This is a genomic window from Enterovirga sp., assembly GCF_028290205.1.
Classification (GTDB): domain Bacteria; phylum Pseudomonadota; class Alphaproteobacteria; order Rhizobiales; family Beijerinckiaceae; genus Enterovirga.
The window spans coordinates 1-14,327 of record NZ_JAQGKF010000051.1 but is presented as its reverse complement, the minus strand read 5'-3'; the positions used below and the strand labels follow the sequence as shown (position 1 = coordinate 14,327).

At 70.9% G+C, this 14,327-nt stretch carries 10 protein-coding genes, 1 pseudogene and 1 riboswitch; of the genes and pseudogenes, 9 read left to right on the top strand and 2 right to left on the bottom strand.

Annotation, left to right across the window (positions count from 1 at the left end; genetic code table 11):
• Positions 1-227: pseudogene (locus tag JWR86_RS03515) on the bottom strand (hypothetical protein); the annotation flags it as partial.
• A gap of 103 nt (positions 228-330) precedes the next feature.
• Positions 331-525: riboswitch (cobalamin riboswitch) on the bottom strand.
• Between the two features lie 234 nt (positions 526-759).
• On the opposite strand from JWR86_RS03515, the gene JWR86_RS03510 reads away from it, so the two are divergent.
• Positions 760-1,308: a hypothetical protein gene (locus JWR86_RS03510; RefSeq protein WP_299560798.1), complete on the top strand. Its 549-nt coding sequence runs from the start codon at positions 760-762 to the stop codon at positions 1,306-1,308.
• A gap of 25 nt (positions 1,309-1,333) precedes the next feature.
• On the opposite strand, the gene JWR86_RS03505 is transcribed toward JWR86_RS03510, so the two are convergent.
• On the bottom strand, positions 1,334-2,500 hold the full coding sequence (locus JWR86_RS03505; RefSeq protein WP_299560795.1) for a dimethylmenaquinone methyltransferase: 1,167 nt from the start codon (positions 2,498-2,500) through the stop codon (positions 1,334-1,336).
• Positions 2,501-2,723: 223 nt separating this feature from the next.
• Here JWR86_RS03505 and abc-f point away from each other — a divergent pair, with 223 nt between their 5' ends.
• The 8 genes from abc-f to JWR86_RS03465 all read left to right on the top strand — a co-directional run.
• On the top strand, positions 2,724-4,346 hold the full coding sequence (gene abc-f, locus JWR86_RS03500) for a ribosomal protection-like ABC-F family protein (RefSeq protein ID WP_299560792.1): 1,623 nt from the start codon (positions 2,724-2,726) through the stop codon (positions 4,344-4,346).
• A 90-nt stretch (positions 4,347-4,436) separates the two neighbouring features.
• Positions 4,437-5,267: an aldo/keto reductase gene (locus tag JWR86_RS03495; RefSeq protein ID WP_299560789.1), complete on the top strand. Its 831-nt coding sequence runs from the start codon at positions 4,437-4,439 to the stop codon at positions 5,265-5,267.
• Positions 5,268-5,426: 159 nt separating this feature from the next.
• Positions 5,427-7,199, top strand: a complete 1,773-nt coding sequence (locus tag JWR86_RS03490; protein WP_299560786.1) for a flavodoxin domain-containing protein — start codon at positions 5,427-5,429, stop codon at positions 7,197-7,199.
• A 96-nt stretch (positions 7,200-7,295) separates the two neighbouring features.
• Entirely contained in the window at positions 7,296-9,047 is a 1,752-nt protein-coding gene (locus tag JWR86_RS03485) for an NADPH-dependent assimilatory sulfite reductase hemoprotein subunit (RefSeq protein WP_299560783.1), read from the top strand.
• A 40-nt stretch (positions 9,048-9,087) separates the two neighbouring features.
• Complete coding sequence (gene cysG, locus JWR86_RS03480; protein WP_299560780.1) at positions 9,088-10,572, top strand: siroheme synthase CysG; 1,485 nt, start codon at positions 9,088-9,090, stop codon at positions 10,570-10,572.
• 314 nt (positions 10,573-10,886) lie between these two features.
• Positions 10,887-11,417 carry an Lrp/AsnC family transcriptional regulator gene (locus JWR86_RS03475; protein WP_299560777.1) on the top strand — a complete coding sequence of 177 codons (531 nt, stop codon included), beginning with the start codon at positions 10,887-10,889 and terminating at the stop codon, positions 11,415-11,417.
• A gap of 150 nt (positions 11,418-11,567) precedes the next feature.
• Positions 11,568-13,262 carry a DEAD/DEAH box helicase gene (locus JWR86_RS03470; RefSeq protein ID WP_299560774.1) on the top strand — a complete coding sequence of 565 codons (1,695 nt, stop codon included), beginning with the start codon at positions 11,568-11,570 and terminating at the stop codon, positions 13,260-13,262.
• A gap of 117 nt (positions 13,263-13,379) precedes the next feature.
• A partial coding sequence (locus JWR86_RS03465) for a LysR substrate-binding domain-containing protein (protein WP_299560771.1) occupies positions 13,380-14,327 on the top strand: 948 nt, incomplete at its 3' end.

The following is a 14,327-nucleotide window of genomic DNA, read 5'->3' as shown; positions in this document are numbered from 1 at the left end:
CGGTGCGCAGGCGCAGGGCGGGTGGCCGCGCCGCGTTCCGCCGGAACGACGGCCGGTCGGCGGGCCGGGGCGGCGGGCGGATCGACGGTGACGGGCGGCAGGGCCCGGCTGCCCTCGATGGTCTGCTGGGCGAGAGCGGAGCCGGAGCTGAGAAGCAGCCCGGACACGGCCAGGAGACGGCCGGAACGCGTGGCGCGGGCGAGCGCCGACGGGCAGAAAATGAACACGGTAAAACCTCGGACAGCGGTGTGGCACGTCACCGCGAACGAAGCCGCCCCTGCGCCGCGCGCAGGTTCGCCGACCATCAGGACACCCCGCCCGATGTGCTCGCGTGTGACCACGACTGACGGCAGGTCTCCTGGCTCGCGGGTCGGTGCCTCTCGCCGCCTTCCCAGGCCGAAGCCCAGTGGCATGGTGTCGAGAGGCTCGCCGCTTACAGTTGCGGGGGCAGCCGCGGAGTGGAGCCGGAGCCCTTACCGCGTTCCCGTTTTAATCCGCTGGGGAACCGTCACGAAAACGACTCGCAGACACCGCGGCCCGGGTCAAAGTGAATCGGATCGCGATCAGGGCCTCGATGCCGTCCGTTGCATCTGCGCAACGCGGCCGGGGGGCACGAGCGCCGGACCGCGCCGGCCCGGGCCGGCGGCATCAGGCTGCGCTTGACCGCCGGCAGGGGACATGGCGGCTTGGGCCGCATCGCGAGCCCGCCAGGCTCCCCGACATCGGCCGAGCAGCGCAGCCGGAGACCATGGAGACGGCATGTTCGGCAGTCTGAGGCTCGCCCTTCGGCGCCCGTCGGTCCGCTCGCATCTCGCCGATTTGAGCTACCGCGTTCCGGAGCGGCAGCTCCAGGGGGAGTCCGGTCCGGAGATCAACCGCTATACCCGCCTCGGGCTCAAGCAGGGCTGGTCGCCCCGGACCACGGCCGGCGTTCTGGCCGGCATCCGGTCGGCGCAGGCCGCGCTCGCGCTGGACCCGGACCGGCGCATGCGGATCGGGCAGGTTCTGACGGAGCAGGACCGAAAGGGCTCGACCGCTCTCGGCTGGCTGGCGGAGTTCGGCCACGGCAGCATGAACTCGGTCGGAATCGACACCTTCGTGCTGCGCTTCAATTACGCCAACGGCATGCTCGCGTCGTGGATCGAGCGCGGCGAGGATGTGGACCCTCAGGTTCGCCCCATCTTCATTGCGCTCACGGCCTGGGCGCTCGCAGGCGTCGAAGGCGACACGATCGAGGAGCGACTGGAGGAGTTGCTGAAGAGCCTGGCCGGCCGCGACTCCGGCCGCCCCGCCCCGACGCGAGCCTGATCCGCGCGGCGGCCGCGCGGATCGGTCAGCCGCGCTGGCCCTTCCAGTCCTTCAGGGCCGCAAAGGGGCTGGCCGCCGGGTCCGCCGCGGGCGGGTTGAGAAGCGGCTCGACCTGGGCGCAGGCATCGGCGAGCGAAAAGGCCGCCCCGCTCGGCAGCTTGCCGCCGGCCGCATCCCTGTGCCCGCCGCCCCGGAAGGCCCGGGCGCCTGTCAGGGCGGATTCGTCGTTGGACCGGAACGACACCGAGCCGGTGCGCTGCACGTTGGCGACGCGCTTGGCGCCGCCCGTTTCCATGATCAGGTCGGAGACGCGCTGAAAGGTGCCCGCATCGAGGCCGAAGGACAGCAGCGTCCCGTCGGACAGCGGGCTGAACAGCTCGCGCGAGCGGGCCAGAACCCGCGCCGCCCGCATCCGGGTGGTGAGGGACCTGTCGTCCTCGGGATCGTCGGCCAGGAACTGGTCGAGGATCTCGGCCCGGACGGCGGCGATCCGGCGCTCCGTTTCGGCCGGCGAGAGGCCGGTCTCGATCAGTCCAGCCACCGCCAGGAGGAGCGCGCTGACAAACCGATCGTGCCAGGGGTGGCCGAGCGGCACGAGCGTGGACACGTTGTCCCAGAAGGCCTCGTCGAGCACCAACCCGGCCCGAAAGGCCGGCACCGCCTTCTGCCAGAGATCGACCGCGTCGACGGCGCCGACCAGGGTCGCGAGCCGGCTCTCCACGGCCGGATCCACCGGGCCGGCGCCGTACAGGGCGCGGTGCTCGAAGGCCATGCGGGTGGCGGAGCGGGTGCTGTCGATCAGCACCGCGACGTTCGGATCGCCGAGGTCGAAGGTGGTCAGCGGTCCGTTCTCGGCCGATGGCGCGACGTCATGCGCCTTCAAGCGGTCGAGCGAGGACGCATGGTGGTCGAGGACGACGAGGCGGTGGCCGGTCCCCGGGTCACGCCGGCGGTTCAGCGCCGCGAAGCTGCGCAGGAACTTCACCGCCACGTCCTCGAGGCCGAGATCGGTGACCAGCAGCAGCTCGGGGGCGGCCACCTTGGCGAGGCGCTTCAGCTCGGTCTCCACCACCGGCCCGACATCGACGTAGCGGGGAACATGGATGACGGCCGCGAGCGGAACCAAGGCTCCGGCAACCGTGGACGCGCCGTAGCCGTCGAGGTCGTGGTGGGTGATCTGGGTGACGTTCAATCGAGCTGTCCCGTAAGCCACGGCTGGGCTCGAAGGGGCCGAGCGAACCTGCCGGGCCCGGCTCTACACCGCATTTGCCCGGCCCGCATGCCGGGCGGCTGCGTCCGATCGCACCGCCGACGGGCCCGACCGGCGGCCCCGTGACGCCGCCTGCCCTTTTGCCGGCCCCGCCGATGACGTAAGGCCCCGCCCCTCCCCGTCCACCTCGGCACCGCGCAACCAGATGATACGATTCGAGAAGATCGGAAAGCAGAACGGTCGTCAGATCGTGTTCATCGAAGCCTCCGCCGCCCTGCAGCGGGGCGAAAAGGTCGGCCTTGTCGGGCCGAACGGGGCCGGCAAGACGACCCTGTTCCGAATGATCATCGGCGAGGAGCAGCCGGACGAGGGCCAGGTCGCGGCCGAGCGCGGCATCACCATCGGGTATTTCAGCCAGGACGTGGGCGAGATGTCCGGCCGCAGCGTCGTGTCAGAGGTGATGGACGGCGCCGGCCCGGTCAGCGAGGTGGCGGCCGAGCTGAGCCAGCTCGAGGCGGCGCTGGCGGACCCTGCCGGAGCCGCCGACATGGACGCGCTGGTCGAGCGGTTCGGCGAGGTGCAGGCGCGTTTCGAGGAGCTGGACGGCTACGCTCTGCAGGGACGTGCCCAGGAGGTCCTGGCCGGGCTGAGCTTCACCCAGGCCATGATGGACGGCGACGTCGGCGCGCTGTCGGGCGGCTGGAAGATGCGCGTGGCGCTGGCCCGCATCCTGCTCATGCGGCCCGATGTGATGCTGCTCGACGAACCCAGCAACCACCTGGATCTCGAGAGCCTGATCTGGCTCGAATCCTTCCTTCGCGATTACGGCGGCGCGCTCCTGATGACCTCGCACGACCGCGAGTTCATGAACCGCATCGTGACCAAGATCATCGAGATCGATGGCGGCGCGCTCACGACCTATTCGGGCGATTACGCCTTCTACGAGCAGCAGCGTGCGCTGAACGAAACGCAGCAGCAGGCCCAGTTCGAGCGCCAGCAGGCGATGCTGGCGAAGGAGATCAAGTTCATCGAGCGCTTCAAGGCCCGGGCGTCGCACGCCGCCCAGGTGCAGAGCCGGGTCAAGAAGCTCGACAAGATCGAACGCGTCGAGCCGCCGCGGCGTCGGCAGACGGTCGCGTTCGACTTCCCGCCCGCCCCGCGCTCCGGCGACGACGTCGCAATGCTGAAAGGCGTACACAAGAGCTATGGCGGCCGCCCCATCTATGCGGGTCTGGACTTCTCCGTGCGGCGGCGGGAGCGCTGGTGCGTGATGGGCGTCAACGGCGCCGGCAAGTCCACGCTGCTGAAGCTCGTGACGGGGTTCACGGAGCCCGATTCCGGCACGGTCGCGGTCGGCGGCAGCGTGAAGCTCGGCTATTTCGCCCAGCACGCCATGGACCTTCTCGACGACCAGCGCACCGTGTTCGAAACGTTGGAGGACTCGTTTCCGCAGGCCGGCCAGGGCTCCCTGCGGGCCCTCGCCGGATGTTTCGGCTTTTCGGGCGACGACGTGGAAAAGCGGTGCCGCGTGCTGTCGGGCGGCGAAAAGGCCCGGCTCGTCATGGCCCGCATGCTGTACGATCCGCCGAACTTCCTTGTGCTCGACGAACCCACCAACCACCTCGACATGACCACCAAGGAAATGCTCATCAAGGCGCTGTCCCGCTACGAGGGCACCATGCTGTTCGTCTCCCACGACAGGCACTTTCTCTCCGCCCTGTCGGATCGCGTGCTCGAACTCACGCCCGATGGCGTGCATGTCTATGGCGGCGGGTACACGGAATACGTGGCCCGCACCGGGCAGGAGGCGCCCGGCCTGAGAAGCTGAGCGAGGTTTCGGCATGGACGTTTGGGTCAGCACGGCGCCGCAGCAGCCCGGGTCCCGGGCTTCCGGCCGCCCCGCAAGGCGGGGCCTCTGATGCGGAGCGTCCGCCTCCCCTCCGGTGAGGAGGTGCCGGCCCTCGGCCAGGGCACCTGGACCATGGGCGAGCGCGCGGATCGGCGCGCGGCCGAGGCCGCGGCTTTGCGTGAGGGCGTCGAGCTCGGCATGACCCTGATCGACACCGCCGAGATGTATGGCGAGGGCGCGGCCGAACAGCTGATCGGCGAGGCGCTCGGCAACAGGCGCGACGCCCTGTTCCTGGTCAGCAAGGCCTACCCGCAGAACGCCTCGCGGGCGCGACTCGCCCGGGCCTGCGAGGCGAGCCTCAAGCGTCTCCGCACCGACCGGCTGGACCTCTACCTGCTGCATTGGCGTGGATCGGTGCCGCTCGCCGAAACCGTCGAAGCGATGGAGAGGCTGCGAGCGTCCGGCAAGATCCGCCATTGGGGCGTCAGCAATCTCGACACGGAGGACATGGCCGAGCTGGTCGCAGCCGGCGGCGGGGCCTGCGCCACAGATCAGATCCTCTACAACCTGACCCGCCGAAATCCCGAACACGAGCTGCTGCCCTGGCTGGCGCAGCACAGCGTCCCGGTGATGGCCTATAGCCCGGTCGAACAGGGCCGGCTGCTCGCCCATCCGGCGCTTGCCGGCCTCGCCGAGCGGCTTGGCGCGACAGCCGCCCAGGTGGCGCTCGCCTGGGTCCTGCGGAGCGGCGACGTGATCGCGATTCCGAAGGCCGGCGCTGCCGCCCATGTGCGCCAGAACAGGGCCGCCGCCGACCTGCGCCTCACCGCCCAGGACCTCGCGGCGCTCGACGCGGCCTTCCCGCGCCCCGCCCGCCCCGGGCCGCTCGAAATGCTCTGAGGGCCCGCCGCGGCCGCCGCAGGGCCCAGCCACTCTCTGGCACGAGGGAGAATTCTTCTCCCCCGCCGTCCCGACGGCGACGCCCATTCTCTTTGCCACTCTAAAATCGACAACTTGCGTTCATTGGTCAGGCCTGGGCCGAATGCTATGTCTGTCCTCGTGCCACTCTCATCTCTCATCCCCCTTAGCGCCCCGTTTGCGGCCGACGACATTGTCGGGCTCGACCGCATTCTTGCGGGATCCTCCGCCGTTCAACGGGCCTGGCTGTCCGGCTTTCTGGCCGGGGTCGATGCCGGCCAGGCGCAAGCCGCCGCGGTGCCGGCCGGTGCGGCTCGCCCGGCGGAGCCGCTTCTGATCGTCTATGCGAGCGAATCCGGGAATTCGGAGCGGCTTGCGGGCCAGCTCGGCAAGGCGGCCAAGAAGAGCGGCTTCAAGCCGCGCGTGGTGGATTTCGCCGATCTCGACCTCGGGGAGCTGCCCAAGGCCCGCCACCTCGTGGTGATCGCCGCGACCTGGGGCGAAGGCGATCCGCCGGCCCGGGCGGCCACGACCTATGCGGCCCTCATGGGCGACGGCGCGCCCCGGCTGGAGGGCGTCGATTTCGGCGTGCTCGCGCTCGGCGACATGGCGTATGCGGAGTTCTGCGCGGTGGGCCGCGCGCTCGACCTGCGGCTCGAGGCGCTGGGCGCCCGCCGGGCGCTGGACCGCGTCGATCTCGATCTCGATTTCGAGGCCGGGGCGGCGAGCTGGACCGAGCAGGCCCTCAAGGCGCTGGCGCCTGCGCCCTCCCCCGACGCGGTGGCTGCCGCGGCCAGCAATGTGGTGGCGGTGGATTTCGGCCGCACTGGCGGCGATCCGAGCCGCACCCCGGTCGAGGCCGAGGTCGTCGACCATGTCGACCTGAACTCGTCGCGCTCGGACAAGGAGACGATCCACGTCGCGCTCGATTTCGACGGCGCCGCTCCCCTCTATGAGCCGGGCGACTCGCTGGAGCTGTTCCCGAGCAACGATCCACAGCTCGTGGCCGAGGTCCTGTCCGCGGCCGGGCTCAGCGGCGACGAGGCGCTGCGCCAGGCCCTGACGGCCGAGCGGGACATCAGCACGCTCTCGCCCGTCACGATCGAACGCTTCGTTGCCGCCACCGGCCACCCGGACGCGCGCCAGCTCGTCGACTCCGGACAGGCGCGGGCCTGGAGCGAAGGCCGCCACCTGATCGACCTGCTGGCTGCCTTCCCGGCCTCGCTCGCGGCCGAGCAGTTGCGCGACATCACCCGCCCGCTGCCGCCGCGCGCCTATTCCATCGCCTCCTCCCGCAAGGAGGTTGGCGACGAGGCTCACCTCCTGATCTCAGCGGTTCGCTACGAGACGCATGGCCGGGCCCGCTCCGGCGTCGCCTCCACTCACGTGGCAGACCGGGTCAAGCGGGGTGCCAGGCTCAAGGTGCGCCTGAAGCCGAACCGGCATTTCCGGCTTCCCGCCGATCCGGCAACCGACATCCTGATGGTCGGGCCGGGCACCGGGGTCGCGCCGTTCCGGGCCTTTGTTCAGGAACGCCGGGCGGTGGGCGCCGCGGGCCGCTCGTGGCTGTTCTTCGGCGACCGCCGCTTCACGCACGACTTCCTGTACCAGCTCGAATGGCAGGACGCGCTGGACGACGGCAGCCTCAGCCGCATCGACGTGGCCTTTTCCCGCGATCAGCCCGAGAAGATCTACGTTCAGGACCGCCTCTACGAGCAGCGCCGGGACGTCGTGGATTGGCTCGAAGGCGGCGCCAGCTTCTATGTCTGTGGCGACGGCACGGCCATGGCGCGGGATGTCCGGGCCAGCCTGGTGCGGGCCTTCGCGGAGGTCAAAGCGCTGACGCCGGACGCCGCCGAGGCCGCGGTCGCCCAGCTCGAGCGCGACAAGCGCTACCTCACCGACGTGTACTGACGCCCGTTTCTTCTCCGCTCACCTCGGCCGCGGCACCGCCGAGCGCCGCTGCCGTCCCGCCGGGCCTCCCCGGACCGGGCGGCGCTGGCCAGCCCCATGAGATCCCCCATGTCGACCGACGAGATCAGCAAGGACCAGCTCTCCCGTAACGAGCACATCAAGGAGGCGTCCGGCTTCCTGCGCGGCACGCTCGCCGAGGGCGTCCTCAAGGCCGCGACCGGCGCGATTTCCGAGGATGACGGCCAGCTCGTCAAGTTCCACGGCATGTACCTGCAGGACGACCGCGACCTCAGGCCGGAACGCGCCAAGAAGAAGCTGGAAAAAGCCTATTCGTTCATGATCCGCCTGCGCATTCCGGGCGGGGTCGTGACGCCGGCCCAGTGGCTGGTCCTGGACGACATCGCCCGCACCTACGCCAACGGCTCGCTGCGGGCGACCACGCGCCAGACCTTCCAGTTCCACGGCGTCATCAAGTCCAACCTGAAGCGCACCATGCGGGCCATCGACGCCGCGCTTCTGGACACCATCGCGGCCTGCGGCGACGTGAACCGCAACGTGCTGGCAGCCACCAATCCGCACCAATCCGGAGCGCACAAGGCGGCCTACGAGCTCGCGCGCGAGATCTCGGACGGCCTTCTGCCCAAGACGCAGGCGTGGCGCGAGATCTGGCTGGACGGCGAGCGGGTCGTTGGCGGCGAGCCGGAAGACGAGCCGGTCTACGGCCGCACCTATCTGCCGCGGAAGTTCAAGACCGTGGTGGCGGTGCCGCCCTCGAACGAGGTCGACATCTTCGCCCACGATCTCGGCTACATCGCCATTTTGGACGATGCCGGAGCGCTGAAGGGCTGGAACGTCACGGTGGGCGGCGGCATGGGCATGACCCATGGCGAGCCCGACACCTATCCGCGCACCGCCGACGTCATGCTGTTCTGCGAGCCGGACTGGGCGCTGAAGGTTGCCGAAGCCGTGATGACGGTTCAGCGCGATTGGGGCGACCGCACCAACCGCAAGGCGGCGCGGCTGAAATACACGATCGACCGGCGCGGGCTGGCCGCGTTCCGGGCCGAGGTCGAGCGGCGGGTCGGCCGCAGCTTCCCGGATCCTGAGCCGTTCCACTTCGACAACAACGGCGACCGCTACGGCTGGACGGAGGGCGAGGACGGGCGCCAGCATCTGACGCTGTTCATCCAGAACGGGCGCATCCGCGACATCGAGAGTGGGGCTCAGCTTCTCACCGGGCTGCGCCGCATCGCCGAGATCCATGACGGCGAGTTCCGCCTGACGGCGAACCAGAACGTCATGGTGGCGAATGTCGCGCCGGAGAAGCGGGCCGAGATCGAAGCGCTGGTCGCGGCCTTCGGGCTGACGGCCGGCGCGACGGCGCTGCGCCGCAATTCGATGGCCTGCGTGGCCCTGCCGACCTGCGGTCTCGCCCTTTCGGAGAGCGAGCGCTACCTGCCGGACCTCGTCACCCTGCTCGACGAGCGCCTCGCCGCGCACGGCCTCGCCGAGGACGAGATCACCATCCGGATGACGGGCTGCCCCAACGGCTGCGCCCGACCCTACATCGCGGAGATCGGCCTCGTGGGCAAAGGGCCCGACCGCTACAACCTCTATCTCGGCGCCGCCTTCGACGGCTCGCGGCTGTCCAAGCTCTACCTGGACAATGCGGACGAGGCCGCGATCGTGACCGCGCTGGACGGCCTCTTCGCCGCCTATGCGGCCGAGCGGCAGCCTGGCGAGCGCTTCGGCGATTACGTGGTCCGGGCCGGGCATGTCGGCCGCACGACGGCCGGCCGCAACTTCCACGATGCGACAGGGCCGCTGCGCGCCCTCGCCACCACCTGAGCGCCGAAGGCCGGGCGCGCTTCTCTGATTGGACCCGCGCATGAGCACGCCCCCTCCGTCCGCGACCCGGCCGCCGCGGCTCGCGCCTCTGGCCAAGCTGCCGATCTTCGTCGGCCTGGCAGGGCGGCGCGTCGTGATGATCGGGGGCGGCGAGCCGGTGGTCTGGAAGGCCGAGCTGCTGGCCGCCGCCGGCGCCTCGGTGGACATCTACGCGCCGGAGCCGCATCCCGACCTCGCCGCCCTGGCCGGATCGAGCCCCGGTCTCGCCCTGCATGCCCGGGCCTGGACGCCGGACGACCTCCCGGGCGCGGTGCTCGTCGTCGCCGACGAGGAGGACGCGGCCGAGGCGGACCGCATCCGTGACGCGGCCCGCGCCCGTGGGCTCCTCCTCAACGTGATCGACCGGCCGGATTTCTGCGACTTCCAGTTCGGCACCATCGTGAACCGCTCGCCCGTGGTGATCGGCATCATGACGGACGGTGCGGCGCCCATCCTGGGCCAGGCCATCCGGCGCCGGATCGAGGCCGTGCTACCCGCGTCGCTCGCCTCCTGGTCCCGCTCCGCCAAGGATTTTCGGGCCCGCCTGCGCGCCCTCCTGCCTGGCCGGAGCGAGCGGCGACTGTTCTGGGAGCGGTTCGTGGACGCGGCCTTCACATCGCCCGTCCCTGAAGCCGGGCAGCCGGCGGAGCTCGAGCGGCTGGCCGGATCCGTCCCGGCGGCACCGACGGGACGCCTCGGCGAGGTCGTGATCGTGGGCGCCGGCCCGGGGGACCCCGAACTCCTGACCCTGAAGGCCATGCGGGAGCTGCAGGCGGCCGACGTCATCGTCTACGACCGGCTCGTCACGCCCGAGGTGCTGGAACTCGCTCGCCGCGAGGCGCGCCGCATCCATGTCGGCAAGGAGGGGCACGGCGCCTCCTGCCGGCAGGAGGACATCTCGGCGCTGCTGGTCGATCTCGCCCTCGCCGGTGAGCGCGTGGTCCGGCTGAAGGGCGGCGATCCGTCGATCTTCGGCCGCAGCGGCGAGGAGATCGCCGCCTGCGAGGAGGCGGGCGTGCCGGTCCGTGTGGTGCCCGGCATCACCACGGCCAGCGCCGCGGCCGCCTCGCTGAACCTGTCGCTCACCCATCGCGACCACGCCCAGCGGCTGCAATTCGTGACCGGGCACGACCGGCATGGCGAACTGCCGTCGAGCCTGGATTACGCCGCCCTCGCCGGGTCGCGCTCGACGCTGGTGGTCTACATGGCCCGCCGCACCGCATCCCGTCTGGCCGCCCGCCTGATCGCGGAGGGAATGCCGTCCGGCACGCCGGCCGTGGCGCTGGCGGACGTGTCGCGGCCCGGGCAAGTGGCCGTGCGGACGGATCTCGCGGGCCTGCTCGGCGGGGTGCCGCTGCCGGAGCGGCGGCCCGTCCTGATCCTGATCGGAGAGGCCGTCGGAGGTCGCTCCGCGGTGCCCCCCTCGCGGGGCGCCGATGCGCCCCGCGTCACAGGGGTTGCAGCCAGGCTGCGTGAGCCGGCCTAGGCGCCGGCGGCCCGGCCTGGTCGTGCAGCACGATGCGGGCCGCAACGAGGGTGGCGATGATCAGCCAGAAGCTGAGGAGAGCGATTGCTTCACGGGATCGCATGACGTAAATCATAGATATCATCGCCAATATCTGCAATCTCTGACCCTATACACCAAGTAAAAAGAACGCCGTTTCTCATTCCGCGGCGACCAGGAGAACACTCCATGCGCGCCGGGCTGCTGCCGAGGAACGGTTATCTCCTCCCCCGGGAGGCCTCGACTGGCGGTGGCTCGCACCGGCAGCGCAGATTCAGTCTTGTAGGATGGCAGACATGACGGCCCCGCCCCGCCCGAAAGACGGGCCCAAGGTCGAGCCGGACGCGGCTGAGACGTCGCGCCCGGCCAAGGCTCTGGACCGCATTGACCGGCGCATCCTGCGCATCCTGCAGGAGGATGCCACCATCCCGATCGCCACCATCGCGGACCGGGTCGGCCTTTCGCAGACGCCGTGCTGGAAGCGCATCCGCCGCCTGGAACTCGAGGGCGTGATCGAGAAGCGGGTGGCACTGCTCAACCCGGAGAAGCTGGGCCTTGGCATCACGGTGTTCGTGTCGCTGGAGGCGCCGGATCATTCCGTCGCGTGGCTGGCGAATTTCGCCGAACAGGTCTCGGCCATGCCCGAGGTCATGGAACTGTACCGCATGGCCGGCGACGTGGATTACATGCTCCGGGTCGTGGTGGCCGACATGGCGAGCTACGACGTGTTCTATAAGCGGCTGATCTCGACCGTGTCGCTGAAGAGCGTGACCTCGCGCTTCGCCATGGAGCGCATCAAGTTCGAGACGGCCTACGCGATCCCGTAGTCCGGCGCGGGAAGCCGGCCGGAGCAGGAGCGGTGCCGGCGAGGGCGACGCGGCCGGCCGGCTCGTGTAAGCAGGCCAAACCCCTCCCCTGCCATTCGACGCACGCCGACGGCCCTGCCGGCGGCTTCGGAGGCCGATCAGGCGACACGCGTGGAATTTCCGATCAGCAGCGCCCCGCTTCTTCGAGCGCTGGAACACCGAAGCTATACCGAGCCGACCCCCGTCCAGGCGGCCGTGCTCGAACCCCTTCACGGCGACCGGGACCTGCTCGTCTCGGCCCAGACCGGGTCGGGCAAGACCGTCGCCTACGGGCTCGCCTTTGCCGGCACCCTCCTGGGGGACCGGGAGCTCTTCGAGCGGGCGGCCGAGCCTATGGCGCTCGTGGTGGCGCCCACCCGGGAACTGGCCCTGCAGGTGCAGCGCGAGCTGACCTGGCTCTATCAGTTCACGGGCGCCCGCGTCGTCTCCTGCGTGGGCGGCATGGACCCGCGCCGCGAGCAGCGGCAGCTCGCCGACGGCGCCCACATCGTGGTCGGGACGCCCGGACGTCTGCGCGACCATCTGGAGCGGGGCCGCCTCGATCTGTCCGTTCTGCGCGTGGTCGTCCTCGACGAGGCGGACGAGATGCTCGACCTCGGCTTCCGCGAGGACCTCGAATTCATTCTCCAGGCGGCCCCCCTCGAGCGCCGGACGCTGCTGTTCTCGGCCACCCTGCCGAAGCCGATCATCACCCTGGCCCGCAGCTTCCAGCGCGATGCCGTCCGGCTCGAGGTGAAGGGCGGCGACCAGGGGCATGCCGACATCGAGTACCGGGCCTTGCGGGTTCTGCCGCGCGAGATCCCGCTCGCGGTGGTCAACACGCTGCGCTTCTACGAGGCGCCCGCCGCGCTGGTGTTCTGCAACACCCGCGAGGCCGTGCGGCACCTGCAGGCGCTGCTGCTGGAACGCGGCTTCTCGGTCGTGGCGCTGTCCGGCGAATTGAGCCAGAGCGAGCGCAACCACGCCCTGCAGGCGCTGCGGGACGGGCGCGCCCGGGTCTGCGTTGCAACCGATGTGGCCGCACGCGGCATCGACCTGCCGGGCCTCGGCCTCGTCATCCATGCCGATTTTCCGCACGACGCCGAGGCGATGCAGCACCGGAGCGGCCGGACAGGGCGAGCCGGCCGCAAGGGCATCAGCGTCCTGCTCGTGCCCGGCGCACGCCGCCGCAAGGCCGAGTTGCTGTTCCAGACCGCCCGGGTGGTGCCGACCTGGGCCGGGCCGCCCACCGCCGACGAGATCCGCGAGCTCGACCAGCAGCGGCTCGTCCAGAGCCCGCTGCTTCAGGAGGAGGTCGACGAGGACGATCTCGGCCTCGGGCGCGCCCTGATCGAGGCCTACCCGCCCGAACGGATCGCCTCCGCCCTTGTCCAGCTCTATCGGCAGCGCCTCCCGGCAGCCGAGGAGATCACCGATCCCGGCTTCAAGCCGTTGCGCCGCGAGGCGGCCGCGTTTGACCGGTCGCCGGAGCCGCCCTCCGGCGAAGCGAGTTTCGAGCAGGGCGCCTGGTTCCACCTCACGGTCGGCCGGGCCAAGGGAGCGGACCCGAAATGGCTGCTGCCGATGCTGTGCCGACGCGGCGGCATCACGCGGCAGGATATCGGGCCGATCCGCATCTTCGAGCGCGAGACCAAGGTGCTGATCAGCGACCGGGCCGCGGACGAGTTTGCCCGCGCGGTGCACGGCACCGAGGTTCAGGGCATCCGCATCGAGCCGATGGCGGGCCCGGGCCGGGCTGCCAAACACGCGCGCCACCGGGCCGCGGCCACGAAGCAGGGCCCGAAGCCGGGCAAGAACCGGGGCTGAGGTCCGGATCGCCGGGCTCCCCGCCCGGCGCCTCCCGCATCGGCTCGCTTGCCGCGCCCCACGCGGGCCCTAAACTCCCGGCCGGGACGACGCAGGCGAACGGGGAGACGAGGTCCGGTGTCGGCCAAGAACAAGCCCGGTCTCAACGCGCTGCGGGCCTTCGAGGTGGTGGCCCGCCAGGGCTCGCTGGAGCGGGCGGCCGAGGAGCTGTCCGTCACGGCGTCCGCCATCGGCCACCAGGTGCGCGGCCTCGAGGAATGGTTCGGCGTGCGGCTGTTCGAGGGTGACGGCCGCGCCCGGACGCTGAGCCCAAAGGGCAAGCGGCTCGCCGCCGCCCTGCACGACGCCTTCGACCGCATCGACATCGCCTGTGGGGAGGTCCGCAGCGCCGACGCGGCCGACCTGCATGTCAACGTCACGCCGACCTTCGCCATCCGCTGGCTCGTGCCGCGACTCGGACGATTCCAGGCCGCCCACCCCGAGATCGCGATCAACATCCGGACCAGCGGGGCGCCGCTGGATGCGGCCTCGGACGTGATCCACACCGCCGTTCGCTTCGGCCGCCCGCCCTGGCCGGGCCTCATCAGTGAACTCGTGTTCCTGGAGGACATTTTTCCGGTCTGCAGCCCGAAGCTGCTCCCGCAGGGCCCGGCGCCGGCCGATCCGCGCGCCATCAGGGGCCACACGCTGATCCACTCGAGCCACCGGCTCGGCGATTGGCCGCGCTGGCTCAAGGCGGCGGGGCTCGGCGAGCGGGAGATCGACCCGTCGCGGGGGCTCGTGTTCGACCTCACCACCATGGCGCTCGACGCGGCCGAGGCCGGGCTCGGAATCGCCATCACGCGCCAAGCCCAGGTCGCAGCCGCCCTCGAGGCCGGCACGCTGATCGCCCCGTTTCGGCGCGACCTCCTGAGCGGGGAAGGTTGCTACCTGCTGACCCGGCCGGAGCGCGCCGACGACCCCGGCGTGCAGGCCTTTCGCCGGTGGCTGATGGAGGAGGCGCGAGCCTGCGCGGCCGAGTGGCGGCGCGGCCGCGGCGGTTCGGCCCTGGCCGGCCCTGAGGGG